Source organism: Kingella denitrificans ATCC 33394, assembly GCF_000190695.1.
In the GTDB taxonomy this organism is placed as follows: Bacteria; Pseudomonadota; Gammaproteobacteria; order Burkholderiales; family Neisseriaceae; genus Kingella_A; species Kingella_A denitrificans.
On record NZ_GL870929.1, the window covers coordinates 2,053,577 to 2,078,569 of the forward strand.

A 24,993-nucleotide genomic window follows, 5' to 3' on the forward strand; every position below is an offset into this window, starting at 1 on the left:
TCCGGGTCAAGTTTTGGTATTGCGTTATGTGAACGGCCGCCCCGTATTAGGCGTGGAGCGTGGTTCTGGCATCCCGACCATCAAGCTGCATCCGCAAATCCGCCAAATCGGTTCGGGATACGGCATCAGCACGCTGAACGTGGACTTCTACCGCATGTTCATGAAACATCCGCAATTCATGACCGAAGAGCAGATTAAAGATTTGCCGCGCATTGTGGGCGGTAACGACAACCGAGTTATGTTCACCACAGGCGACCGCATTTTTGCCGACGGCGTTCCTGAAGATGGCCGCTATCTGGTCTTCCGTGTGAACCGTGATTTGAAAGATCCGGTTACTGGTGAGAACTTGGGCAAACTGGTGGAATTCTCCGGCCAAGTGGCCACATTGGCATCGCCTAACTCCGCATTGGCGCACCGCACGGCCGAAGCGCAGGAAAAACTGAATCTGGATGAATATTACGCCACTACCAATATTGATGCCGGCCGCAGACAAGTGGCTGTCCGCACTGCGCAGCCTATGGTGGTAGAAAACTCCGTATCTGAAATCCGCACCGGCGACTATTTGATCAAAATGCCTGAGAATCTGCGTGATTTCAACGTAATGCCGCACGAACCCGAACAACAGAACGTGGAAGCCCGCATCATCTCGATTATGGACGGCGTCCGCGAAGCCGGTACGATGCAGACCATTATCTTGAACAAAGGTGAGGCAGACGGTTTGGATCCAGGCACTGTCGTCGGCCTGTACCGCCATGGTCAAGTGGTGAAATCACCACGTCCTGTGGCGGAAGGCAGCGGCGCAACGCAGTATGTGAATACGCCGGTACAAGAAATCGGTTTGGCGATGGTGTACCGCACCGGTCAACACGTTTCTTCGGCCATCATTTTGGAAAGCATCAGCAACATCAATGTGAACGATGTGGTGTCTAATCCGGGTCGTGATTTGGATACGTTCGGCATGAGCGATCCGGCCAGCCGTTTGGATCGTTTGCACCGCTAATACTTTGTGTTGTTTAACTGTGCAGGCTGCTTTTGAATCGGAAAAAGCAGCCTGCACTTTTTCATGGGAGTATCAAAATGGAGTGTCCTATCTGCCAGGCCGAAAACGAAGAAATCTTGTGGCAGTCGCCGAATATCCGTGTGATTGCCGTGCACAACGAAGCCAATGCACCTGCATTTTGCCGCGTGATTTGGCAGGCGCACGTTGCCGAAATGACCGATTTGCCGCCCGAAAGCCGCCGTGAATTGATGGATGTGGTGTACCGCGTGGAGGCGGCGATGCGCCAAGTGCTGAATCCGCGCAAAATCAATCTGGCGAGCTTGGGCAATGTCGTGCCGCACCTGCATTGGCACGTGGTGGCGCGGTTTGACGATGATGCCTGCTTTCCCGCGCCGATTTGGGCCAATGCCGTGCGTGAAGCGCGTTTGGCGTTGCCCGAAGATTGGTCAAATCAAGTAAAACGCATATTGCAGGCTGCTTGAACGCATTATAATCACAGCTATTTGCTTTGGAGGATGTTATGACGTTTCTCGTATCGCGCCGCCATTTGCTGCGCCAAGCCGCCGTTTTGGGCAGCGGCAGTTTGCTGGCCGCGTGCAGCTCCCCCACGCCGCCGTCCGCCCGCACGGTGACTCCGCAACCCGCACACAAACCCAATCCTATGCCGCAACAATCCCAAACCGCCTCTTCGCAAAGCAGCCTGCACTTGTTTGCCTCGTCCGGGTTTTGCGAAGACAGCAGCCGTGTCCAAAACGGCTTGAACCGCCTGCAAAGCGCGGGCTTCTCCATTGACAATCCGCAGGCTGCTTTCCGCCGCTTCCAACGTTTTGCCGGCAGCGATGCCGAACGCATTGCCGATTTGCAGGACGTGGCCACCGGCCGCATTGCCACGCCGAAAGTGCTGATGGGCGTTCGCGGCGGCTACGGTGCGGCGCGCTTGTTGCCGCATATTGACTGGGTGCAGCTGGGCGAGCGTATGCGCGAACGGCAAACGCTGCTGTTCGGTTTCAGCGATGTGACCGCGATTCAGATGGCCTTGTTGGCAAAAGGTATGATGCCGAGCTTTGCCGGGCCCATGCTGTATAGCGAATTTGCCAAACCGCAGCCCGACACCTATACCATGGAAAGTTTCATCCGCACCACCACCGCGCCCACGCTGACGGTCAATGTGGCGGCTTATTCCGCCCAGCGCGCACCACAGGTGGACGGTATTTTGTGGGGCGGCAATTTGAGCGTGGTGGCCTCACTGGTCGGCACACCGTATATGCCCGATGTGCAGGGCGGCCTGCTGTTTCTGGAAGACGTGTCCGAGCAGCCGTACCGCATTGAGCGCATGCTACAAACGCTGCATTTGGCAGGCATCCTGCGCCGCCAGCGCGCCATTATTCTGGGCGACTTCCGCATGGGCAATATCCGCGATTCATACGACAGCAGCTATACGCTCAACAGCGTGGCGCAGAATATTTCGCGCATTGCCGGGATTCCCGTGCTGCAAGGCTTCCCGTTCGGGCATATCACGAATAAAACGACCTTCCCTTTGGGCGCGCACGCACAGTTGCGCGAGAACGGGGCGGGATACAGCATCACGTTCAGCCAATATCCCACGCTGAATCCGGCCGGCTTGTCGCTCAATATGCTGTTGCCGCCGCCTCCGGAAACCTTGGTTAATACCACCGAAAGCACGCCCAATACCGACAGCGAATTTTAATTCGACCACCAAAAAGCAGCCTGCACTTTATTTAACAAAGTGCAGGCTGCTTTTGGATGGAGGATTCGGCTTATTACCTGTTCAGCAGCGGATAGCCCAATGCTTCGCGGCTGGCGACGAATTTCTGCGCCACTTGGCGGCTCAATGCGCGGATACGGCCGATATAGGTCGCCCGTTCGGTCACCGAAATCGCGCCGCGCGCATCCAGCAGGTTGAACGTGTGCCCCGCTTTGAGTACCAGTTCGTATGCTGGTAGGGCCAGCTGCGCGTCTTCGGTGTCCAGCAGGCGTTTGGCTTGCGCTTCGAAGCCGTTGAATTGGTCGAGCAGCCAGGCCACGTCGCTGTATTCGAAATTGTAGGTCGATTGCTCCACTTCGTTTTGGCGGTACACGTCGCCATAAGTGAGCGGCGTGCCTTGCGGCGTGATGGTCCACACCAAATCATACACGTTTTCAACGCCTTGCAGATACATGGCCAAGCGTTCGATGCCGTAAGTGATTTCGCCGAGTACGGGCGAGCAGTCGATGCCGCCGACTTGTTGGAAATAGGTGAACTGGGTCACTTCCATGCCGTTGAGCCACACTTCCCAGCCCAAGCCCCATGCGCCGAGCGTCGGGTTTTCCCAGTCGTCTTCCACAAAGCGGATGTCGTGCACGGTCGGATCGATGCCCAGCTCTTGCAGGCTGCCCAAATACAAATCTTGAATATTGTCGGGCGCGGGTTTGAGTGCGACTTGGAATTGGTAATAATGTTGCAGGCGGTTCGGGTTGTCGCCATAGCGGCCGTCTTTCGGGCGGCGGCTGGGCTGCACATAGGCCACATTCCAAGGCTCGGGACCCAGCGCGCGCAAACAGGTGGACGGGTGCGACGTGCCCGCGCCCACTTCGATATCGAACGGCTGGATGACCGCGCAACCCTGATTTGCCCAATAAGTCTGCAATTTAAAAATGATTTGTTGGAAAGTCAGCATAATGTTTGCCCGTAAAAATCGAAAACCGCTATTCTACTGGATTTGCAGGCTGCCTGAAAGCAATCCGTATGGAATGGCGCAATCCGGCGCGGATAAGGCGGATAAATTCATTTTGCAACAAAACCGCCTGCCAACGCCGTAGCGAAAGTAAAGTTAATTCGCTATAATGCGGACAATTTTGTGATTCCATCGGCCACACACCGTGTCAGACAAACCCATAAAACCGCCCGCCAAAGCACCGAAACCTGTTTGGCAACGATGGTGGGCGCGCTTCAAACACCCACGCAACGAGCAGGAACGGTTATGGCGGAACACGGTCATCGCCTTGTTTGCAGCCGTGTTGGTATTGGGCGTTTCCTTCTGTCTGCGCGATACCGGGGCGGACAATCTGCCCGATGTGCAGGCTGCTTCATGGAGCGGCGGCGCGGTGCCGTTGTCGGAAGCCGAAGCGGAAAACAGGGCTTGGCAAACGTCCGAACAGCAAGTGGGCGGCATGACCGCACCCGCGGAAGACCCGCCTGACGATGCCAGCGGCACTGCCGATATGGCCAGCACGCCGGCCAGCCAGCCCGATTAACCAACACCTTATTCATCTCATTAGGATATTTCATGCGAACCAAATCATTTTCCCTGCTTGCCTTGGCAGCGGTTTTCACATTAAGCGCGTGCGGCGGCAGCCAAAATTCAAACAGCAATCCGGCGGCATCCGGCGCGAAGGCCGCGGGATTGGACGTGAACAAAACCTATATTGTGGCCACCGACGCATCGTATGCGCCGATGGAATATATGGAAAACAATGCCGTTGTCGGCTTTTCGCACGATATTCTGGACGCGGCGGCCAAAAGCCAAAATGTGAAGCTGGAATTTGTCAATACGCCGTTTAAGGGCCTGTTTGCCAATGTGGACAAAGGCGACAGCGACATCGGCTTGGCCAGTATCACCATCAATGACGAGCGCAAACAGCAGTTGGATTTCTCCGACCCGTATTTTGAAGCCACGCAGATGATTGTCACCACCGACCGCAACGCAAACATCAAAACGTTTGCCGATTTGAAAACGCGGCCGGCTTCGGTGCAGGCTGCCACATCGGGCGATTTGATTTTGCAGGATTTGCAAGGCAAAGACAGCCAAAACATCAAGCGTTTCGAAACCATGCCGCTGGCGTTTAAAGAACTGGAAAGCGGCGGCGTGGACGCAGTGGTGGGCGACAGTAGCGTGGTGGCGTATTATGTGAAACAAAACCCGAACGCCAAACTCAATACCGTTGTCGATCCGTCCTTTGTTAAAGAACACTACGGTTTCGCCTTCAAAAAAGGTCGCAACGACGGTTTGCGCGAAGCGATTAACAAAGGCTTGGCGCAAATCAAAACAGACGGCACCTACGATAAAATCCACACCCAATGGTTCGGCACACCGTCCGGCAACTCTGCCGCCGCATCGTCCGCTAGCCAATAAAACACAGGCAGCCTGCAAACCGATTTCAGGCTGCTTTTTGCCGCCTGCCGCACATCCAAAAGCAGCCTGCACCTTGCCGATGAATCCATTTTTAAGGAAGACACCATGATAAACCCCATTTCCGCCCTGTCCCCGTTGGATGGACGCTACGCCGCCACCGCCGAACCCCTGCGCCCGATTTTCTCCGAATACGGGCTGATGAAGGCGCGTGTGCGCGTGGAACTGGAATGGCTCAAAGCGCTGGCCGCCGCGCCGCAAATCCGCGAAGTGCCGCCGTTTTCCGCCGATACGTTGGCTGAAATCGACCGCGTGATTGCCGGCTTTGATTTGGTGCATGCCGCCGAAGTGAAAGCCATTGAGGCAACCACCAACCACGACGTGAAAGCCATTGAATACTGGCTGAAAAACCGTTTCGCGCACAATGCCGAAATCGCCGCCGTGAACGAATTTATCCACTTCGCCTGTACCTCCGAAGACATCAACAACCTGTCGCACGCGCTCATGCTGCGGCAGGCGCGCGACGAAGTGATTGTACCGAAACTGAACGAAATCGCCGCAAAATTGCAACAGATGGCGCACGAACTGGCGGAAGTGCCGATGATGTCGCGCACGCACGGGCAGCCTGCAACGCCTACCACGCTGGGCAAAGAAATCGCCAACGTATTGCAACGTTTGCGCCGCCAAATCAAACAGTTGGAAGCGCAGGAATTTCTGGGCAAAATCAACGGCGCGGTCGGCAACTACAACGCGCACATGACCGCCTATCCCGATGTGGACTGGGAAGCGCATTGCCGGACGTTTGTCGAGCAGTCACTGGGGTTGACCTTCAATCCGTACACGATTCAAATCGAACCGCATGATTATATGGCGGAATTTTTCCAAACCCTCAGCCGTGCCAACACGATTTTGATTGACTTCAACCGCGACGTTTGGGGTTATATTTCATTGGGTTACTTCAAACAAAAAGTGAAAGCGGGCGAAGTCGGCTCATCCACCATGCCGCACAAGGTGAACCCGATTGACTTTGAAAATTCCGAAGGCAACTTGGGCATGGCCAACGCCGTGCTGGGCTTTTTGGCGGAAAAACTGCCCGTGTCCCGCTGGCAGCGCGATTTGACCGACAGCACCGTGCTGCGCAACATGGGCGTGGGCGCAGGCTATGCGTTGCTGGGCTGGGCGGCGCACCTGCGCGGTTTGAACAAACTGGAAGCCAATCCTGCCGCCATGTCCGCCGATTTGGACGCGACTTGGGAACTTTTGGCCGAGCCGATTCAGACGGTGATGCGCCGCTACGCCGTGCCGAATGCCTACGAGCAGCTTAAAGACCTGACGCGCGGCAAAAACGGCATCACGCCCGAAACCTTGCGCCAATTTATCAACGGTTTGGCGATTCCCGATGATGCGAAGCAAACACTGCTGGATTTGACACCCGCGCTGTATATCGGCAAGGCGGTAGCGCTGGCGAAACGGGTGTAAGAACCGAACTGATGAAGATTCAGGAACGTGCGCCCTATCTGCCGTTCGGCTTGGCCATGGCTTTTTTGGGGCTGCCGCTGTTTGCTGTGCTGTTCGATACGTTTGCCGTGCTGGTCGGCAAAGGGCAGGGCATCGCGCTGGGCTGGCGGCAAGGGCAGTGGGTGTGGCTGGATTGGGACGGCGCTTTGCTGGGCGCGGCGGCGGTTGTGTTTGTGTTCAACGGCATTATCGCGCTGTCGCTGGTGCAAGTCGCCCGAAAGAAGCTGATGCGCCGCCATTGGCGTTACGCGCTGTTTTTGGCCGGTGTCGGTGCTTTATCCGCTTGGGTGTTTGGCGCGGTATTGAGCAGCGTGGCGGATTTGGGGCTGCACCGTTCGGGCGGCTGGGTGGTGTGTTATGCGGCTTCGGTGTTCCTGCTGGCCGTGTTTTCCCTGCCCAAGCAGCTGACGCGCGCGCCGGAACAGGTGGTTCAGTTTTATCCGCGTGCCAAAAAATAACACTTGATTAATCAGGCAAAAAAGCAGCCTGCACTTTAATTTTTTAAGGTGCAGGCTGCTTTTTTCATTTCTGGCAATGCGTGCAATAAAACGTGCCGCGCTGCCCCAAGACCGATTTTTCAATCAGGCCGCCGCACACTTTGCAGCATTCGCCGGCGCGGCCGTACACTTTGTATTCTTGTTGGAAATAGCCGCTTTTGCCTTCGCTGTCCACAAAATCGCGCAAGGTGCTGCCGCCGGTTGCGATGGCGCGCTGCAAAATCTGCTTCACGGCAAGCACTAGCCGTTTGCAGTCTGCCAAATCGATCGATTGTGCGGCGCGGTCAGGCAGAATGCCGGCACGGAACAGGCTTTCGTTAGCATAAATATTGCCCACGCCCACCACCAGCGCATTGTCCATCAGCATCAGTTTGACCGCCCGTTTTTTGCCGCGCAGGCGCTCGTGCAGATATTCGGCGGTGAAATCTTCCGACAGCGGTTCCGGGCCCAAGTGCCGCAGCAGTTCGTGGTGTTCCGCCACGCCGGGCAGCCAAAGGACGGCACCGAAGCGGCGCGGGTCGTGATAGCGCAGCAATGTGTTGTCGGCAAATATAAAATCCACATGATCGTGTTTGTCGGGTGCAGGCTGCTTTTCGCGGAAAATCCGCAGGCTGCCGGACATGCCCAAATGAATCAGCAGCACGCCGGTTTCCCATTCAATCAGCAGGTATTTGGCGCGGCGGCGGCAGCTTTGCACGGTCTGTCCCGACAAGGTTTCCGATAAATCTTCCGGTATCGGCCAGCGCAATTTCGGCTGGCGGATGACCACGCGCGATAAGGTTTTGTGCGTGATATGCGGGGCAATGCCGCGCAATGTGGTTTCGACTTCGGGCAATTCGGGCATGATGGCTTCCAAGGGGTGATGCAAAAGCGGGATTGTACCGCAAAAAAGCCGCCCAAAATTCTGGGCGGCTGGGGTTGTGACGGGATTTTACGGATTCTGCTGCGTTTTGCTGCCGGAAAAACCGACTTCGTGGTCGCCCGTGAATCCGGTGGCTTTGCCGGCAATTTCGTCCGCATTCGGGCCGAAAATGTTCAGTTCGTAATGGCCGCGTCCGCGTTGTTGGGAGATGGCGGTGCCCTCCAGCGCGCTTCTGCTGCGGTCAAGCCGGCCGGTCGCCAATTCGATATTGCCGAAGCGGCTCAAACCGGTAATCGAACCTGAACCGGTGCGGTTGCCAAAGTCCACTGTGTAATCCAGGCGGCTGTTCAGATGGCCGTTCGGGCCGCGGTCGTCCAAGCCGGAAAAGGCGTGTCCTTGGTAACGGATAGATCCGCTGGTGGGCAGTCGGGATTCGGGGGTTAAGTCGCCCTGAATGCTGCGGATAGTGAAATTGGGATTGGGAGAGGAAGCGTGCGCGCCGGTGTTGGGGTTGTAGCGATCTTGCACGGTTGCGCCGACCACGGCCGAATAAGCGCGTTTGTACACGCCCAGCTGCCCGCTTTCCACATTGCGCCCGCTTTGTTTCAACACATAGGTAAAATCGGACAGGCGGTTTTGGAAATTATGCCCGATGTCGAGCGTGCTGTTGTTGCCGTAGGGGAGACCGTTAATTTCCACGGTGTCCGCCACGGTGTGACCGACATTCAGAATGCCGTTATTAGGGTCTTGGTTGATGGTAAGGCTGCTTTTGCCGTGCGGTTTCGGTGTGAACGGGTCGGTAATCGCATTGGCCAAAGAGCCGCCTGCGCTTCCGCATCCGCCCAATGCCAAAGCCGCCACGGCGATATACAGTGCGTGATATTTTTTCATTTCCGATGCTCCTCTTTTGGGTGATGAAAAATGCTGATAAACAGATATAGTATAACAACCTTGCGGGGCGATGACGATGACTCAGGTCAAATCCAACGCGGTGCAGGCTGCTTTTGACCGAGCGGGCAAACTGATAAACATGACCGTGCCGCACATGAAAAAGCAGCCTGCACTTTGGTCAATACGGCTTTCAATTACCGTGCAGGCTGCTTTCCGCCTGCCGTTGCCGCAAAATCCGCTATATAATCCGCAACAATCATAATTCTTCAGAAAGGCGGCAGGATGGATTTCTTTTGGACGCGGTTGCGGCATATCGTTTGGCTGGCGTTGCCCCTGCAGGCTGCTTTTGCCGCGCCGCCCGAACCTCGCCCCGAACCGGATACGGGCTTCGACATTACGCCGCAGGCCGCCCCGAAGGTGGAAAGCCCGGCCGTGCCGCAGGACGGGCGATTGAAAATCCGCCGCGAAGAGCTGCTGCAACGCCCCGAGCTTCTGCAGCAGGCATTGAGTTATGCCGTGCTCGCCAACGACAAAGACGGCGTGGAACTTTTGCTGCCGCTGTATTTGCAACAGCAGGCACCGCGCGACGAATTGCTGGTCACGTTGGCACAGGCCGTTTTGGCGCGCGCAGAAGGCGATTACCGCCGTGCCGTTGCCTTATATCGCGCCGCGTTGGAAACCGACCCCGATTTGCCCACCGTTCGGTTGGCATTGGCGCAATCACTGTTTGAAAACCGCGCCGACAAAGCCGCACGGCAAGAATTGGAACGCTTCCGCCAAACGCCCGATTTGGCACCCGAATACGCCCAAATCGGCGAACAATATGCACAGGCATTGGACAAGCGCGACCGCTGGACGTTTGGCGGCACCGTCAGCTATCTCCGCGACGGCAACGTGAACAACGCCCCGCACCAACGCGAATACCGCACCCGCAGGGGCGTATGGCGGCTGCCGAAAGCCGAGTCCGCACAAGGATTTGCCTACCGCTTGGAAGTCGAACGCGATTGGAATCTCCACGGCAATGCCTATTGGCGCGTCCATTTGGGCGGCGAAGGCAAATGGTATTGGGACAACCACCGCTATGACGACCACAACGCCCGCATCGCCACCGGCTTTGCCTATAAAACCGCCCGCACCGAAGCCGCCATCACCCCGTATTTTGAACGCCGCTGGTACGGCACACACCCTTATTCGCGCGAATACGGCGTGCGTGCCGAAGGGCAATATTGGCTCACCCCGCGAAACAAAATCCTGGGCGCATTTGAATTTGGCCGGCAACGCCACGACCGCCGCCGCTGGCTGGACGGCCGCCAATATACCGCCTCCGCCACTTGGTTGTTCGCACGCCGCCCCGACCAATATTTCAGCTTCGGCGCAGATGGCGCAAGCAAACAGGCGGAAGACGCCGCCGAATCCTACACCCGCCAAGGCCTGCGCTTCGGCTGGACGCAACAATGGCCGTCCGGGCTCGCCACATCCGCCCATATCGGCATCGGCCGCCGCCGCTACCACGCCGCAGACTGGTTCGGCATCCTGCGCCGCGACCGCGAATTTTCCGCCAGCATGTCCGTGTCACACCGCAAAATCCAATTTGCCGGCATTACCCCGCAAATCGTCGGCGTGTGGCAATGTGTCCGCAGCAACCATTTTTTCTATCCTTTCCGCAAAGGCAACGTGTTTATCCAGTTCGGCCGGACATTTTGAGGTGTAGACTGCTTTTGGGGTGTCAAAATGGAAGGCTAAAAATTTTGTGGTGTTTATATGACGTTTGAAAGGGCAAAAGCAGCCTGCACCCTGTTTGTGGGAAGTGCAGGCTGCTTTTATCATTCTGATTTTAATGCGCTATATATAGGCGTTTCAAACCGCACACCTCCGCCCGATAACGCCCTGCCGAAGTTTTTTGGACGTCGCGAACCTTGCCCTGCTGGAAATACAACAGGCCGCGTTCGGCGATGTGGGGCGGGAACAGGTGGAGCGGGTGGATACGGGGCATGGTTGGCTTCCGAGAAGTTGTTGAAATGTGGGAAGTTTACTGGGTTGGGCGATGTTTGGGGAGAGGGTGGTGAGAATTATTGTTTTGCAAAGTGGCAAAAGGTCGTCTGAAAATGGGGTTCAGACGACCTTTGGGGGAGAGGAAGAGGCTAGTTTGAAAAAGCCACTGTGTGCTTGAAAGCGCGCACAAGGTTGGGGATGTAGGCTAGAGCTTATTAAATAATAAAATTACATATTTCTATAAAGAATTTGAAAATTTAATTCTAATGATGCAATTAGTTTTTTCTTTTTATTAATGAGCTGTTCCTTTAAATCCTGTGTAAGTTCATCATCTAATAAATTAATCTCATCTTCTAACCTATATTTTATTTGCTCTAAGAGAGCTATTTTTATATAAAAAGCATTTTCTTCTTGTCCTTCGATACTGTTTAGTTTTAAATCTTCTATCATATTATTTACCTTCATTTTTTTATCGTCAGATAAATCTTCATGTGGTCTATATAGAATAGCCTTAAAATTTCCGTTATGATCTGTATGATCATAAGCAATTTCTACGCATTCATGGTAATTATCATAATAAGGATGTATCCATCTGAATGCTTCCACAAAGTCAGAATCAGAAATTATACTATTAATAATATCTCTATCAGAATTAATTTTATATACTTGATTTTTATATTCATCTGACTGCCTGTCATTAGATGAAAAAAAATTATAGGATATTTCTAATAAATCGCTCTGGTTTTTTATACTATTGCATCTCCTGCATGCAAGTACCAAATTAAATGGAGAAAATATAAGATATCGATATCTATCATTTGATTTATCTAAAATGTGCTCTATATCGCCACCTAATGGATTCTTGTATCCCATGTCAGGAAATAAAGGTCTTCTGCAATAAAAGCATCTTGCAATGGATAATTCATTTGGAGATCTTGGTTTTTGTTGTTGAGTTAAAACTTTTTTTATATCAGATTTTAATTCATTAGCTTTCTTCTTCTTCCAAATCGCATTGGTTTTTTTCTCTGGATTTTGTAACATATCATCCAATATTTCACGTAGCTTATTTTTAAAATCTTCATCTTGAATATTAAGTAATTCATTTACATCAAGTTTCGTAACTCCATATAAACCTTCAAATTTATCTTTTGTCATTTTATGGTCTCCACGTATGCTTTTATGGCATGCAATGTGCCGTACAGGCGATCATTCACAGAAAGTGAAAAATCATCTGTATTTTTATTCCATAAAAGTAGCTCAAGTTCTTCATATTCTGCTTTTAGCTTATCATCTTCTCGATTTTGAAAGAATTTTAGTAGCTCATCAATTGTTTCGATAAATTTTTGGTTTCTTGCTGATTCAAGATTAAAATGTTCTGTAAGTAGATTGTTGGCATCCCATCCGTAATATTGCTGATCATCCCACTTAAAACTATTATTGTTAGAATCATTACTAGATATTTTAATTTTTGAGGTTGAAAAACTAGAAGTGATTAAAGGAGAGTGTGTTGCGACAACGACAGTGGCATTTTTATTGGAGGTGCTATCCGTGCCTAAGCCTTTAGTTTTAACGATTTCCATTAAAATTCGAATAATTTCACTTTGCCATTTAGGGTGCAATGATATTTCTGGTTCATCATAGATAACTAATGAATCAGGGGTGATAGTCAGCACTAGAGAAAATATGCAACGTATGATTTGGTATTGTCCTGAACTTAAATTCCTAAACTTTTCTTTTTTTCTAAGGCAATACTTATCATTATCCTTACGAAATATAATATCTTTTAAGTCGTTACGTGCTTTATTGTTGATGTCATTAATTAATTTTTTAATTTGAGCATCTAAGTCTTTATCTATTTGAGTATATGGCCCTATATCATAATTTTCTGCGCTCATTTTTTTAGTTGAGGATTCTCCAATTTTGATTGTAATCTTTGGGTCAAAGCCTATTTTTTCTAACTTTTGAAGAAAAAATTTAACTCTTTTTCTTAATTCTTCTAATTCTTCTAATTCTTCTTTATTTAAATCTCTATATTTATATGCAGTTATATCTAATACTGTACGAAATGGTATAGTTTCTGTAGATATGTTGTTATTAGTGGTATATCCGCAATAACAATATCTAAGTAATCTTTCTGTATCTTTTTCTGTATCTTTATTGAAATTTGTCTTAAAATTCACATAATGTGGAAATCTATCAAAGGCAGTTCCTGAGAGACAAATCATATTTTCAATGTAAAATGGACATAGTGAATTTGCGTCTATTGAATCATTAACTAAATTTTCTAATGTTTGTTCAGATAATTTAGCTAAAAAATGTGTTTTTCCTAATCCATTTTCTCCATTTAAAACATGATAGTAGCCTTGAGTTAGTTGTTGTGTCATAGTTTCTTCTCCAATTTACACCAAAAATTAAAACAAAATAGAGCCTGGTAGAGTATAGATAATAAGTTTATCTTAACCCCTCCCACTCCTTCAACAACCTCTTCACCGACACCGGATACGGTGTCTTCAATTCCTGCGCAAACAGCGACACCCTCAATTCTTCAATCATCCATCTAAACGCGGCAAGGTCGTCTGAAACGGGTTGTCCTTGTTTTACCAAGCTGTCGGTTTTTTCCTGCCACATTTGTTCCAGTTCCTGTATATCGGCTTCGCGGGCTGCGTCACGGGCGGGGTTGCCGCTGTATTTTTCGAGGCGCAGGGTCATGGCTTTGAGGTAGATGGGGAGGCGCGGCCATTGTGCCCACGGGGTACGGGTGGCGAAGCCGGCGGCGAGCAGGGTTTGCAGGCGTTGACGCATGAGGTGGGTGAGCGGGTGTTTGCCGAGTTTGCCGTTGAGTTCGGCGTAGGCGGCGGCGGTTTCCTGCAAGTAGCGGCTGAGGGCTTCTTTGACGGCGGGCAGGCGGCTGCGGGCGCGTTTGATTTGTTCTTTGAAGGCTTTTTCGTTGCGCGGCAGCTCGTCTTCGCCGATAAAGGCGCGGTCGCAGACGGCTTGGGTGAGGTCGTCGCGCAGGGTGTCGGCGTTGATGTGTTTGAGCAGCATGGCGGCTTGGGTGAAGCCTTGGATGCCTTTGTTCAGGTCTTTAACTTGTTCTTTTAGTTGTAGTTTCATGAGTTCTATCACGCCTAATCGGTGGGCTTGTTCGGCGGCGGCAGATGTGTCGAACAGGCGCAGGGCGATGCGGCCGTCTTTTTCTTTTTGTAGGCCGAGGTAGCCGGTGAGCTGCTGTTTGCCGCGGGCGAATTTGATGGATTCGGGCAGGGTGCCGATGTCCCATGCGGTAACGTTGTCGCGCTCGAATTCTTGGGTGTTGTCGCGGAAGGTGGTGGCGGCGGCTTTGCCAAGTTGTTGTTGGATTTGGATTAAATCGCGCCCCATGGCTAATTCTTGTCCGCCGTCGTCGATGATGCGGAGGTTGAAATAGCAGTGTTCGGGCAGCCTGAACGCGGCCCATTCGTCTTGGTTGATTTGCTCCAGTATGCGGATGTCGCCTGCGGTTTTGGCGATGGCTTGGGCGAGTTGGGGCAGGATAGGGGCGTTGCGGTCGGGGTTTTGGCTTAAAAATTGGGTGATGAATTCGGGCACGGGCACGCAGATGCGGCGGATTTGTTTGGGCAGTGCTTTGATTTGCAACTGGATTTTTTCGCGTATCATGCCGGGCACGAGCCATTCGAGGGCGGCGGGGCTGATGCGGTTCAGCACGGTGAGCGGCAGGGTGAGGGTAACGCCGTCGAGCGGGTGGTGCGGCTCGAAGCGGTAGCTGAGTTTGAATTTGCCGTCTGCGGTTTGCCAGTGTTTGGGGAATTGTTCTTCGGTGATGTGCGCGGCGGCGTGCTGCATGAGGTCGTCGCGGCTGAGGAACAGCAGGCGCGGGTTGTCGCGCTCGGCGGTTTTGAGCCAGGCTTGGAAGGTGCGGATGTCGGCGAGGGGTAGGGGTTTCAGACGGCCTTTTTGAGGTGCAGGCTGCTTTTTGGGTTTGGGGTCGTCTGAAAGTGTGCCGGCTGTGTTTTCAGGTAGCCTTTCCGGGTGCAGGCTGCTTGGTTGTGCGGCGATTCGCTGCAATTGTTCAAGCTGCCACTGCCGCTCTTGGCTGACGGCTTGTGGATTTTGTCCGTTTGCCAAGCCTACGGCTTTGACGGCGTAGTCGCCGCACACGGGCGCATGTTCCTTCATATGCCCGACGCCGACTGCCTGACCTGCGGCGCGTAACACGGCGGTGGCTACGCGATTCTGCTGTTCTTTTGCCAGCTTGTGCAGCGCAAAACCTGTCTGCCGCAGTTGCGCAACGTCTGCCTGTCCGTTTTGCCAACGTTTGAGCAAATCGAATGCGTCGTGAACGGCGTCTGCTTCTACTGCGTCGGGCAGCAACGGCAGGATATGCTGAACGCACTGCATCGCCCATGTCGCCAAGTCGTGCTGGTTTTGCGCGACAAGCAGCCTGCACAAGCGGTCGCGCTGTTCGGCGTCGTCTGCAATGCGGATTTTGGGGCGGCAGTATTCGGGCAGGGGTTCGGGTTTCAGGTCGTCTGAAATATTTTGTAGGGTGTGTGAACTCGGTTCACGCGCGCGGTTGCCCGTATCTTTGGAATCCGCGTGCGTGGCTTGCGCTACGTTGTGCTTTTTAGAGTTTAGGACATCTGCTGCATCCGCGCGTGCCAATAAGATGAGTTCGTCGGCAGTCTCAGCATCGGGATAGTGCACCAAGCCTGCTTCATCAAATTGCGCCATTACGCCGCTTTGTAATGTCGCCCATTCTTCGGCGGAACCGATGGACGGGTCGCATTGCTGCTCGGCAATCAAGGCAACGATTTTGCCGTGCCATTGTTTGCTGGTGATAGTTACACGATCACCCAGCAGTATTGGTTGACCGTCGGCGTAGCATAGAGGGTTTTCAGGTAGCCTTTGAGCTTTGGAGTCGTCTGAAACCGTTAAAGTTGCGGCACTTTGTTCCCTCTCCTGTGGGAGAGGGTTAGGGAGAGGGTTTGCTGTGGTTGCGGAAAAGTTGGTTTGGGCGGCAACTGTTTTGCCCTCTCCCCGGCCCTCCCCCGCGGGGGAGGGGGTGGTTTGTGCGGCCGTATCAATGCTGTCGGTTTGCAAAATCATGCGGTAATTGATTAAAACCGAGCCGTTTCGCTGAATTTGGTTTTGGTGTTGCAGTATAAATCCCTGTTTCTTAAAAAAGGGCAACGCGGCTGCGGACACATCTGCCGTTACCGTTTTATCTGCATCCGCCTGCGGCAAAACGGCAGACAACAGCGCGGAAGCGACGCCTTGCCGCTGGTGGGCAGGGTCGGTAAATAGGCAGTCCAAATGATTTTGCTCGGGCAGGTATTCGATAAAGCCGAGGATACGGTCATTTTGCGCTGCCAATCGGATACAGCCGCGTCCAATCCGTTTTTGCCAAAAGGCGGCATTGTCCGCGCCCTGTATCCATGCGGCTTTTTCGCTGTCGCTATAATGGCTTGTTTCAATGTGCAGGACGGCGCGGCGGAACAGTTCGGCAATTTGGGCTGCATCATTATGTGCGGCGGGGCGTATGCGGAATGTTGTTGCGGACGATTTCAGGCTGCCTGAAACCGTTGAAACTGCGGCACTCTGTTCCTTCTCCTGCGGGAGAGGGTTAGGGAGAGGGTTTGCTGTGGCTGCGGAAAAGTTGGTTTGAGCGGCAACTGTTTTGCCCTCTCCCCAGTTCTCCCCCACGGGGGAGGGGGTGGTTTGCTGCGGATTTGCAGGATGCAGGCTGCCTGAAACCGCATCCGCCGTATAAAAATCGGGCAGCCGTTCGTGATAAAACGCAAACAGCGCTTCGTCATCGACCAGCACGTCTTGCTTGCGCGATTTGTGTTCGAGTTCGGTAATTTCCTTAATCAGCTTTTTGTTGTGGACAAAAAAGTCCGCTTTCAAATCGCATTCCTGCGCCACCAGCGCGCTGCGGATAAAGATTTCGCGCGCTTCTTCGGGGGCGATTCTGCCGTAGGACACGGGGCGGCGCGGCAGGACGGTCAGGCCGTAGAGCGTTACCCGTTCGCTGGCGATGACTTCGCCGCGTTTTTGTTCCCAGTGCGGCTCGAAATAGTGGTAGCGGACGAGGTGCGGCGCTTCCTGCTCTATCCATTCGGGCTGGATGGCGGCCACGTCGCGCGCATAAAGTTTCGTTGTTTCAACAAGTTCTGCCGCCATCACCCATTTGGGTTTGGCTTTGAACAGGGCGGAGGCGGGGAAAAGGTGGAAGCGGCTGCCGCGCGCACCGGTGTAGTCGTTGCCGTCGGGTGATTTCATGCCGACGTTGGCGATGAGGCCGGTGAGCAGGGCGCGGTGGATTTGTTCGTAGCCCGCTTCTTTGGCGGCGCGGATTTGGGCGCGGTGTTGCTTTTTATCTAGTTGTTTTTGTTTGAGTTTGGCGGATAAGTCTTGGTCGCCCGCATTTTCAGACGACGTCAGTTGCTTGACTTCGGGAGGCCGTCTGAAAGCGGCTTCCTTGGTGGTCAAACCCATTTCAATCGCGGTTTGGGCAAGCTGGTGGTGCAGCTCGCGCCACTCGCGCATCCGCAGGTGCGACAGGAAATATTGGCGGCACCATTGCACCAACTGCTTGTTGGACAAGCCTTTGTCGCGCTCGCGCTGAAAGCTGTCCCAAATGTTCAGATAGGCAAGGAAATCGGACTGCTTGTCGGTAAAACGCTCGTGCGCCTTGGCGGCAGCATCGCGCGCTTCCAGCGGCCGCTCGCGCGGGTCTTGAATCGACAGCGCGGACGCGATCACCAATATTTCTGCCATGCAGTCGTGCTTCTTCGCCGCCAGCAAAATGCGCGCGATTTTCGGGTCGATGGGCAGGCGCGCCATTTGTTCGCCGAGTTTAGTCAGTCCGTTGTGTTCATTAACCGCCCCTAATTCCAACAACACCTGAAATCCATCATTGATATACCGCTGGTCCGGCGCTTCGAGGAATGGGAATGCCGCCACGTCGCCCAGTTTCAATGCTGCCATGCGCAGGATGACGGCGGCGAGGTTGCTGCGGACGATTTCGGGGTCGGTGAATTCGGTGCGGCTGTTGAAATCTTCTTCTGAAAACAGTCGGATACACACGCCTGCGGAGACGCGTCCGCAGCGGCCGGAGCGTTGGCGGGCGGCGGCTTGGGAGATTTTTTCGACATGAAGCTGCTCCACTTTCGCACGCGCGGAATAGCGTTTGACGCGCGCGAGGCCGGTGTCGATGACGTATTTGATGCCCGGCACGGTGAGCGAGGTTTCGGCGACGTTGGTTGCTAACACGATGCGGCGTTTCGCACCGGTGGGGTGGAAGATTTTGTGCTGTTCGGCGTGTGACAGGCGTGCGAACAGGGGCAGGATTTCGTCGTTGTGGCGCAGCGTGGACTTGCGCAGGGCTTCGGCGGCTTCGCGGATTTCGCGTTCGCCCGGCAGGAACACCAAAATATCGCCTTCACCATATCGCGCTAATTCGTCCGCCGCATCGACGATCGCGTCGGTCAGCTCTACTTCCGCGTCGTCTTCGTCTTTACTGGTCAGCGGGCGGTAGAGGATTTCGACGGGATAGGTACGTCCGCTCACTTCTAAAACGGGGGCGCCGTTGAAGTGTTGGGAAAAGCGTTCTGCGTCTATGGTGGCCGATGTGATGATGACTTTCAAATCAGGGCGGCGCGGCAGGAGTTGTTTCAGGTAGCCCAGCAGGAAGTCGATGTTCAGGCTGCGTTCGTGTGCTTCGTCGATGATGATGGTGTCGTAGGCGGCGAGATAACGGTCGGTCTGCGTTTCCGCCAGCAGGATGCCGTCGGTCATCAGCTTGACGCAGGCATCGCGCGAGGTGTGGTCGGTGAAGCGTACTTTATAGCCGACCGCGCTGCCGATTTCGGTGTGCAGCTCTTCGGCAATCCGCTCCGCCACCGAACGCGCGGCCAAACGGCGCGGCTGGGTATGCCCGATCAGCCCCGCCGCCCCGCGCCCGAGTTCCAGACAAATCTTGGGCAACTGCGTGGTTTTGCCCGAACCGGTTTCGCCGCAAATAATCGTGACCTGATTCTCGGCAATGGCTTTTTTGATTTCTTCAAGCTTCTCGTGAACGGGCAGGGTGTTGTCGAACTCGGGTTTGGGCAGTTTGGACAGGCGTTGCAGATAGAGGTCGTGCGATTTTCGGTATTTTTCTTCGACTTTGGACAAACTGCCGTATTTGTTGGGATTTTTGAAGGCGGATTGCAGGAAGTGGCGGTCTTTGGAGAGGGTTTGGGAGAAATCGGGCGCGGTCATAAAATCGGTTTGATTACAACTGAAAAAACAAGATTATAGCAAAAACATGATTGGGATTTTCAGCTAATTCTCGGCTAATTCTTCTGCACTACAATGTGCAGGCTGCTTTTTGCGCTGTCCGTTTGGGTGGGGCAATTATTGGAAAATGCGGTACACTATTGATTTTTTGGGAAATATGAGTATGCGGATTTTATTGGTGGAAGACGACGGCATGATTGCCCAAGCGGTGATGATGGGTTTGAAGCACGCCAATTATGCGGTGGATTGGGTGCAGGACGGATTGGCGGCGCAAACCGCATTGGCCGGTCAGAATTATGATTTGGTGCTGCTGGATTTGGGTTTGCCCAAGCAGGACGGTTTGAGCATGCTACGGCATATCCGGCAAAACCGGAATCTCACGCCGGTGCTGATTGTGACGGCGCAAGACGATTTGGACAGCAGGCTGTCGGGATTGGACGGCGGTGCGGACGATTATGTGGTCAAACCCTTTGATATGGCAGAATTATTGGCACGGATTCGGGCGGTATTGCGCCGTCATCACGGGCAGGCTGCACCGCTCATCAGCAATGGTGTGATTACGCTCAACCCGGCCACCTATCAAGTGCAACTGGCGGGTCAGGAAGAAAACATTTCATTGAGCAATAAGGAATTTGCTATTTTGCAGGCACTGGTCAGCCGTGCCGGTACGATTCATTCGCGTGCCGATTTGGAAGACAAAATTTATGGCTGGGGCGACGAGGTGGAAAGTAATGCCATCGATTTTTTAATTCACAGCCTGCGCAAGAAAATCGGCAAAGATCTGATTAAAAATATCCGCGGCGTGGGCTGGCTGGTGGCCAAAGGAGAAGAAGCATCGTGAAGCAGGCATTTGAAACAGTGAGCGGGGCCGTGCAGAGCATCCGGCATTCCATCCAGTGGAAACTGGGCGTGGGCTTTACCCTGGCATCGGCATTATTGGCCGCTATCGCAGGCGCCACGGTGTTTTACGACACATATCACGAAACGCATGAATTGCAGGACGATTTATTGCAACAGGTTGCCTCTTATGTGCCGCATTCGGGCGCATGGAAGCAGGCTGCAGACAGTGAAAACGATGCGCGGATTTTTGTCTATTCGAGCCGAAATCCGCCTAATTCGTCTATTGCCCTATTTTTACAGCAAAAATCGGAAGGATTCTACAATTTGACCGATGATGACGAACCATTCCGCGCTTATGTGCATGAAACCGAAGCGGGCAAGATTTTGGTGATGCAGGAAACCGAGTACCGCGAAGATTTGGCATCGCGTTCCGCGTGGACCAGCGTGTGGCCGATATTGCTGTTTTTGCCGTTGATGCTGCTGCTGATTGTGTGGGTGGTCCGTAAAAATATGCGCCCCATCCACCGTTTGTCGCAGGCCGTATCGCAGCGGACGGAGCAGGATTTGACGCCGCTGCCGACACAGAATATCCCGAGCGAAGTGATGGGCTTTGTTTCGGCCATCAATTTGCTGTTGGACAAGGCCGGCCGGTTTATGCAGCAGCAAAAACGGTTTATCGCCGATGCGTCCCACGAATTGCGCAGCCCGATGACGGCATTGTCGTTGCAGGTGGAGAACTTGCAGCAGTTGCCGCTGTCGGATGAGGCAAAGGCGCAGGTGGCTCAGATTCAGCAGGGCATTCAGCGGAATCGCCATTTGTTGGAACAGTTGTTGTCGCTGGCGCGGCTGCAAAATACTTCGGGTGCGGAGCGGCATTGGGTGGATGTGAATGCGGTGTTTCGTCAGGTGATTGAGGCGGTGCTGCCATTGGCGGCGGACAAGGATATCGGCGTGGTTTCTTCATCCAATGTGGAAGTGATGGGTGAAGAAATGGATTTTTATCTGTTAATCAAAACATTGGTGGATAATGCGGTGAGTTATACGCCGGCAGGCAGCCAGATTGATTTATCGGCGGAAGAGACGGAAAACGCATGGCTGATTCATGTGGAAGATAATGGTTGCGGGATTTCTGCCGCAGAACGCGAACGTGTGCTGGAGCCGTTTTACCGTATTTTGGGCACACGGCAACAAGGTTCCGGTTTAGGTTTGTCGATTGCGCAGGAGATTGTGCGCAAATATCGCGGCAGCCTGCAATTATGCGATAGCCGGCATTTTGAGCATGGTTTATGGGTCAGGATTGAGCTGCCGAAAACGTGATGAAAAAGCAGCCTGCACTTTAAAAAAACAAGGTGCAGGCTGCTTTTGGATTGGCGACAAAAAAGGACAGATATTGATTTATCTGTCCTTTTGCTATTAAAAATCCTCTCAATTAGAAGATTTCACGCCAAGACAAGCGGTTCAAACGAACAGGATCATTGTTCACACAAGTGAACTGGTTAACCTGAGAGCCGCCGGTCGAAGTTTGGCTGACCAGGTTTTGCGTTGAACGGCAGTTTACGTTGCTGCCCTTTTGCGCCAAGGTACCTGAACGCGTTACACCGGTAGAAGACAATGCAGCCTGCGAGTTGGTCAAGAAGATACTGCGCGAGCTGGCACCGGTATAAGCGACACTTACGATAATCTCATTGGTACCATTTTTCTCAACCTCTGTTCCCCAGAACACGCTTTCGGAAGCCATACCGTTATTGGCATCTGCAATGATACGGTAACCCGATGTGGATGTGGAGTCAGGCGTACATGTCAGTTTTGGCGTTGTATTGTTGCTGCCAACGATTTTCTCGATATTCCAAATCGCACCGGCTGTTTTGGCAGTAACGGTCAATACCTCAGGCGTTGTGGTGACACGGTAATTGTCGGGCAAATCCATGTAGAAACCACGGCGTTTGGATTGATCGGTATATTGTGTTGCCGTAGAAATTGTAAACGCCTCACCGCCTTTGCTATTAGTTGTTGCCTTCAAAGTTTGTGACAACAAATCAGAGCGCTCAGTTGGACGGCAATCCCCTGTGGTATCGCCAACGGCACAGTTTTTGTAGTCGTCGAAAATACCATATAGGCTTTGTTTGCCGACTGATGTCAAATCGCCTTGATACAGATTGCTACCGGTACCGAAATAGATACCGACTTTGCCGTCATACCAGTTGATCAGGTTAGGTTCGGCAATAATAGGCTGGTTACCTTCCGATTTATACACTTGACGCGCGCCCCATGTGCTGCTGTCGCCACGTAAATCGAAGCGCCAGATATTGCCCTTGAAGTCGCCGGCATATACCAAGTCAATGATACCGTCATTATTGATGTCGATACCTTGCGGTGCAGTCAAACCATCGTGCGCATCAATGATTTGTTGCGCAGAACCTTCCGCATTGCTGGTAGCGCTAAATGCACGGCTGATTGGAATGTGTTTAATCAAGCTGCCGCGAGTACCGGTAGGTGTCAAGCCCCCCCCGCGTTTATAGTTTCTCGCCATGTGGTCTAAAACATATAAACCTAATTGAGGAGTGTTGGGAGCATCCATACCGTTGGTCATCATGGCCGCAACGCGGACATCACCGGAAGTCCATTTTTTAGTACTGCCATCCATGGCGACATAACCTACTTTTGTACCACCAAATTGGTAACCGATTTGGTTATAGAAGCTGTTGGCTGCACCGTAAGTACCAGTGGAGTTATCCCACATAGGCATGCTGTTGTGTACTTGTGCCAAACCAGCATCCAGACCTACAGGAGAACCAGACTTGTCTTTACCGCCTACCATCAGTGCAAAAGAACCGCGAGCACCTGAACCCATGCTGCTAATGAGCGTGTGTTCGCCTTCTTCGGTAGTCACTTGCAACAAGTCACCTGCTACAAAGTTTTGTTTTGGGTTTTGGACGGAGCTGTAGCTTTTCTCTGCGGTAAACACCAAATTACGCAACACAGTATCGCTAGCATTGCCACGCTGCATAGTACCTGGGACATATTGCAGCACTTCTATGTATGGATGTGTGTTTTTATCTGCGCCTGTGTTGGCTTGCAGGATGTGCAGCATACCGTCATTGGATGGGACAGCCATAAATTTGCGACGGTCAAAGTCACTTGGACCGGAGGCACGTGCAACCACATCGCCAAATGATACAACATTACCGCTGACATCACCCATATAGCGAGACAGACCTGTGGCACTACTTTGGTTGCGGTCACGGTAGCGGCTGTCTACAACATCGGTCGTTCCCCAGCGCAAGAGCCATTGCATGAGTTTTTTATACTCATTGCTATCGTTAGAAAGCGTGATCGGGAACAAAGTATTGTTGCCGATACTTGGCATATCCGGACGAGTGGGGTTAATACCGAAAGTAGCATTGTTAAAGTCTGACGGGAAAGAGTTTTGCGTCACTTGCGCCACACCGGTTGGTGTGCTGAACAATGCTCTGGAAGTCAGTATATTGGAACCGGTTGCCGCATATCGTGTTTGACCGAAGCTGGTCAAATCGAATGATTTGCTGGCAGGCAGGTATTTGTAGAAACGCAGTTCACTGGTCCAGGTACTTGGGTTCATGGTAGTGGAAGCGGACGCGGTCACTTTACCTGTAGCATCAGTGGAAATAGATGACAAAGCGTTGCTATAACCTGCATCGCGAGCGATTGCGTTTAGGGCGCTGGTCAGAGCCGCTTTTAATTGGTCACCCTCATTTGCAATGAAATACTGCCCACCACCTTGACGAGCCATTTCGCTCAACAATTGAACGTTGGCTTGGAAACCCACGGTATAGGTGGTAATAGTTTGCTTGCTAAAATCTTGTCCAACAGGGCTGCCGGTTGCGTCATTAAACGATTTACCCTCGGCATCTCTGCCGCTATCCATCATGTCCCAATTGTGTGCCAAATAGGCAATGCGCGCAGTCGAGTAAGCAGAATCCCAGCTTCCGTTCGCGCCATTATTAATGGCTTGACGGAGCGTGGCATCACTACGAAGGATATAGTCTTGGCGCATCAACCGACCCAATTGGTATCTTACGGGGAAACCTGTTGGCTCACCGTCGGAAACAAAGATAATATAGTTTTTCTGGCAACGGTATTTAATCGGTGATGTATATTGGGTATTAGGTGAATTCGCCGTCGTGCCTTCCGGCATGCCGCGGAAATAACGGATGGCTTCATAGTAAGCACTTGGAATCGGTGTGTTGGTATTTGCAGGCAGGCCGTTAATGGTGCTGATGAGCTGGTTATAGTTTGCCGCACCAGTGGTTGAGCTTACATCCAAGACTGGCTGTTTCAGCTTGCCGCCGATGGAATACCATTGGTCGGACCAAATTCTTTGCTCAGAAGCGGTTGGGTTCAGAGCATCATATACTAAAATACCCGTTCCATTGGCAATGTCTCTTGAATGAGTGGCATCTCTCATACTGCCATTAAACGTCATCAAGCCCCAATTGTTGTTTTCACGGGTCGCAGTAATTACATCACGAGCAACGGCCTTGGCTACAACGATACGTGATGCTGTACCGCCGTTATAGCGTACACCGCCAGTCGTCATACTGCCTGATGTATCTAAGAACAGTAGGATGTTTGGTTTGATGGCGGCAGTACCCGATTGCCAAATCAGCGGTACGGAAGGGTACGGCTGGGTGGCGGCTGCGGCACTTTGGAACACGGATGCGACGGCAAGGGCGCATACGGTGGTGCGTGGCATAATTTTCTTTATTTTCATAACTGAAACCTATATTGAATGTCGAGTTAATGTGAAATCATGATAAAACACAAGCAAGTTTCGTTCCAGAAACGGGATGGGTCGGGTATGGATATTATGTTTAAATTATAGCAAAAAATATTGGTTAAATACATGATTTATTAAGGTTTGGCTAGATTGTGTGACAAAATGCGTCAGTGTGTCGGATGTGCGCTATGCGCGAGAAATGTCGCTTTTTGATGTAGCCTGAG

General features: G+C 52.4%; 18 protein-coding genes and 3 pseudogenes. 11 read left to right on the forward strand and 10 right to left on the reverse strand.

The window, feature by feature from the left end; genetic code table 11:
- From HMPREF9098_RS10275 to HMPREF9098_RS10285, 3 genes are all read left to right on the forward strand, one after another.
- A partial coding sequence (locus tag HMPREF9098_RS10275) for a hypothetical protein (protein WP_003784559.1) occupies positions 1 to 1,000 on the forward strand: 1,000 nt, incomplete at its 5' end.
- Between the two features lie 77 nt (positions 1,001 to 1,077).
- Complete coding sequence (locus HMPREF9098_RS10280) at positions 1,078 to 1,482, forward strand: HIT family protein (RefSeq protein ID WP_003784560.1); 405 nt, start codon at positions 1,078 to 1,080, stop codon at positions 1,480 to 1,482.
- Positions 1,483 to 1,520: 38 nt separating this feature from the next.
- Positions 1,521 to 2,708, forward strand: coding sequence for an LD-carboxypeptidase (locus HMPREF9098_RS10285; protein WP_003784563.1), 1,188 nt, complete (start codon positions 1,521 to 1,523; stop codon positions 2,706 to 2,708).
- 73 nt (positions 2,709 to 2,781) lie between these two features.
- Here HMPREF9098_RS10285 and glyQ read toward each other — a convergent pair whose 3' ends face one another.
- On the reverse strand, positions 2,782 to 3,678 hold the full coding sequence (gene glyQ, locus HMPREF9098_RS10290) for a glycine--tRNA ligase subunit alpha (protein ID WP_003784564.1): 897 nt from the start codon (positions 3,676 to 3,678) through the stop codon (positions 2,782 to 2,784).
- A gap of 202 nt (positions 3,679 to 3,880) precedes the next feature.
- Here glyQ and HMPREF9098_RS10295 point away from each other — a divergent pair, with 202 nt between their 5' ends.
- The 4 genes from HMPREF9098_RS10295 to HMPREF9098_RS10310 all read left to right on the forward strand — a co-directional run bounded on the left by HMPREF9098_RS10295 (position 3,881) and on the right by HMPREF9098_RS10310 (position 7,106).
- Entirely contained in the window at positions 3,881 to 4,255 is a 375-nt protein-coding gene (locus HMPREF9098_RS10295) for a hypothetical protein (RefSeq protein ID WP_003784567.1), read from the forward strand.
- A 32-nt stretch (positions 4,256 to 4,287) separates the two neighbouring features.
- Entirely contained in the window at positions 4,288 to 5,133 is an 846-nt protein-coding gene (locus HMPREF9098_RS10300) for a basic amino acid ABC transporter substrate-binding protein (RefSeq protein WP_003784568.1), read from the forward strand.
- Between the two features lie 105 nt (positions 5,134 to 5,238).
- Complete coding sequence (gene purB, locus HMPREF9098_RS10305; RefSeq protein WP_003784569.1) at positions 5,239 to 6,609, forward strand: adenylosuccinate lyase; 1,371 nt, start codon at positions 5,239 to 5,241, stop codon at positions 6,607 to 6,609.
- A gap of 11 nt (positions 6,610 to 6,620) precedes the next feature.
- Entirely contained in the window at positions 6,621 to 7,106 is a 486-nt protein-coding gene (locus tag HMPREF9098_RS10310; RefSeq protein ID WP_003784570.1) for a hypothetical protein, read from the forward strand.
- Positions 7,107 to 7,170: 64 nt separating this feature from the next.
- On the opposite strand, the gene mutM is transcribed toward HMPREF9098_RS10310, so the two are convergent.
- On the reverse strand, positions 7,171 to 7,989 hold the full coding sequence (gene mutM, locus HMPREF9098_RS10315; RefSeq protein ID WP_040564465.1) for a bifunctional DNA-formamidopyrimidine glycosylase/DNA-(apurinic or apyrimidinic site) lyase: 819 nt from the start codon (positions 7,987 to 7,989) through the stop codon (positions 7,171 to 7,173).
- Positions 7,990 to 8,076: 87 nt separating this feature from the next.
- Positions 8,077 to 8,898 (reverse strand): factor H binding protein domain-containing protein, encoded by an 822-nt coding sequence (locus HMPREF9098_RS10320; RefSeq protein WP_003784572.1) that lies wholly within the window; start codon positions 8,896 to 8,898, stop codon positions 8,077 to 8,079.
- 70 nt (positions 8,899 to 8,968) lie between these two features.
- Here HMPREF9098_RS10320 and HMPREF9098_RS10325 point away from each other — a divergent pair, with 70 nt between their 5' ends.
- On the forward strand, positions 8,969 to 9,160 hold the full coding sequence (locus HMPREF9098_RS10325; RefSeq protein WP_003784575.1) for a hypothetical protein: 192 nt from the start codon (positions 8,969 to 8,971) through the stop codon (positions 9,158 to 9,160).
- A 20-nt stretch (positions 9,161 to 9,180) separates the two neighbouring features.
- Positions 9,181 to 10,602, forward strand: a complete 1,422-nt coding sequence (locus HMPREF9098_RS10330; protein WP_003784577.1) for a surface lipoprotein assembly modifier — start codon at positions 9,181 to 9,183, stop codon at positions 10,600 to 10,602.
- Between the two features lie 130 nt (positions 10,603 to 10,732).
- On the opposite strand, the gene HMPREF9098_RS11995 is transcribed toward HMPREF9098_RS10330, so the two are convergent.
- From HMPREF9098_RS11995 to hrpA, 6 genes and pseudogenes are all read right to left on the reverse strand, one after another.
- Positions 10,733 to 10,891 carry a hypothetical protein gene (locus HMPREF9098_RS11995; RefSeq protein ID WP_003784580.1) on the reverse strand — a complete coding sequence of 53 codons (159 nt, stop codon included), beginning with the start codon at positions 10,889 to 10,891 and terminating at the stop codon, positions 10,733 to 10,735.
- Between the two features lie 227 nt (positions 10,892 to 11,118).
- Complete coding sequence (locus HMPREF9098_RS10335; RefSeq protein WP_003784581.1) at positions 11,119 to 12,045, reverse strand: HNH endonuclease; 927 nt, start codon at positions 12,043 to 12,045, stop codon at positions 11,119 to 11,121.
- Complete coding sequence (locus HMPREF9098_RS10340) at positions 12,042 to 13,274, reverse strand: AAA family ATPase (RefSeq protein WP_081457186.1); 1,233 nt, start codon at positions 13,272 to 13,274, stop codon at positions 12,042 to 12,044. Before HMPREF9098_RS10340 ends, HMPREF9098_RS10335 begins: the two co-directional genes overlap by 4 nt.
- A 67-nt stretch (positions 13,275 to 13,341) precedes the next feature.
- Positions 13,342 to 14,895 (reverse strand): annotated as a pseudogene (locus HMPREF9098_RS12420) (DUF3418 domain-containing protein); the annotation flags it as partial.
- Between the two features lie 66 nt (positions 14,896 to 14,961).
- A pseudogene (locus tag HMPREF9098_RS12480) lies at positions 14,962 to 15,996 on the reverse strand (putative immunity protein); the annotation flags it as partial.
- A pseudogene (gene hrpA / locus HMPREF9098_RS12425) lies at positions 15,973 to 19,155 on the reverse strand (ATP-dependent RNA helicase HrpA); the annotation flags it as partial. The pseudogenes hrpA and HMPREF9098_RS12480, both read right to left, overlap by 24 nt.
- Positions 19,156 to 19,336: 181 nt before the next feature.
- Between hrpA and HMPREF9098_RS10350 the strand changes: the two are divergent.
- Entirely contained in the window at positions 19,337 to 20,014 is a 678-nt protein-coding gene (locus HMPREF9098_RS10350) for a response regulator (RefSeq protein WP_040564466.1), read from the forward strand.
- Entirely contained in the window at positions 20,011 to 21,330 is a 1,320-nt protein-coding gene (locus tag HMPREF9098_RS10355; RefSeq protein WP_003784588.1) for an ATP-binding protein, read from the forward strand. Before HMPREF9098_RS10350 ends, HMPREF9098_RS10355 begins: the two co-directional genes overlap by 4 nt.
- A 112-nt stretch (positions 21,331 to 21,442) precedes the next feature.
- Here the strand turns inward: HMPREF9098_RS10355 and HMPREF9098_RS10360 are convergent, their stop codons facing one another.
- Positions 21,443 to 24,745, reverse strand: coding sequence for a PilC/PilY family type IV pilus protein (locus tag HMPREF9098_RS10360; protein WP_040564467.1), 3,303 nt, complete (start codon positions 24,743 to 24,745; stop codon positions 21,443 to 21,445).
- Positions 24,746 to 24,993: the final 248 nt, after the last annotated feature.

What these genes read in the sequence shown, in the direction of transcription:
- purB (WP_003784569.1), top strand. Translation starts at nt 5,239, where the DNA reads ATGATAAACCCCATTTCCGCCCTGTCCCCGTTGGATGGACGCTACGCC.
- HMPREF9098_RS10335 (WP_003784581.1), bottom strand. Translation starts at nt 12,045, where the DNA reads ATGACAAAAGATAAATTTGAAGGTTTATATGGAGTTACGAAACTTGAT.
- mutM (WP_040564465.1), bottom strand. Translation starts at nt 7,989, where the DNA reads ATGCCCGAATTGCCCGAAGTCGAAACCACATTGCGCGGCATTGCCCCG.
- HMPREF9098_RS10330 (WP_003784577.1), top strand. Translation starts at nt 9,181, where the DNA reads ATGGATTTCTTTTGGACGCGGTTGCGGCATATCGTTTGGCTGGCGTTG.
- HMPREF9098_RS10320 (WP_003784572.1), bottom strand. Translation starts at nt 8,898, where the DNA reads ATGAAAAAATATCACGCACTGTATATCGCCGTGGCGGCTTTGGCATTG.
- HMPREF9098_RS10280 (WP_003784560.1), top strand. Translation starts at nt 1,078, where the DNA reads ATGGAGTGTCCTATCTGCCAGGCCGAAAACGAAGAAATCTTGTGGCAG.
- HMPREF9098_RS10340 (WP_081457186.1), bottom strand. Translation starts at nt 13,274, where the DNA reads ATGACACAACAACTAACTCAAGGCTACTATCATGTTTTAAATGGAGAA.
- HMPREF9098_RS10325 (WP_003784575.1), top strand. Translation starts at nt 8,969, where the DNA reads ATGACGATGACTCAGGTCAAATCCAACGCGGTGCAGGCTGCTTTTGAC.
- HMPREF9098_RS10310 (WP_003784570.1), top strand. Translation starts at nt 6,621, where the DNA reads ATGAAGATTCAGGAACGTGCGCCCTATCTGCCGTTCGGCTTGGCCATG.
- HMPREF9098_RS10350 (WP_040564466.1), top strand. Translation starts at nt 19,337, where the DNA reads ATGCGGATTTTATTGGTGGAAGACGACGGCATGATTGCCCAAGCGGTG.
- glyQ (WP_003784564.1), bottom strand. Translation starts at nt 3,678, where the DNA reads ATGCTGACTTTCCAACAAATCATTTTTAAATTGCAGACTTATTGGGCA.
- HMPREF9098_RS10360 (WP_040564467.1), bottom strand. Translation starts at nt 24,745, where the DNA reads ATGCCACGCACCACCGTATGCGCCCTTGCCGTCGCATCCGTGTTCCAA.
- HMPREF9098_RS10300 (WP_003784568.1), top strand. Translation starts at nt 4,288, where the DNA reads ATGCGAACCAAATCATTTTCCCTGCTTGCCTTGGCAGCGGTTTTCACA.
- HMPREF9098_RS11995 (WP_003784580.1), bottom strand. Translation starts at nt 10,891, where the DNA reads ATGCCCCGTATCCACCCGCTCCACCTGTTCCCGCCCCACATCGCCGAA.
- HMPREF9098_RS10285 (WP_003784563.1), top strand. Translation starts at nt 1,521, where the DNA reads ATGACGTTTCTCGTATCGCGCCGCCATTTGCTGCGCCAAGCCGCCGTT.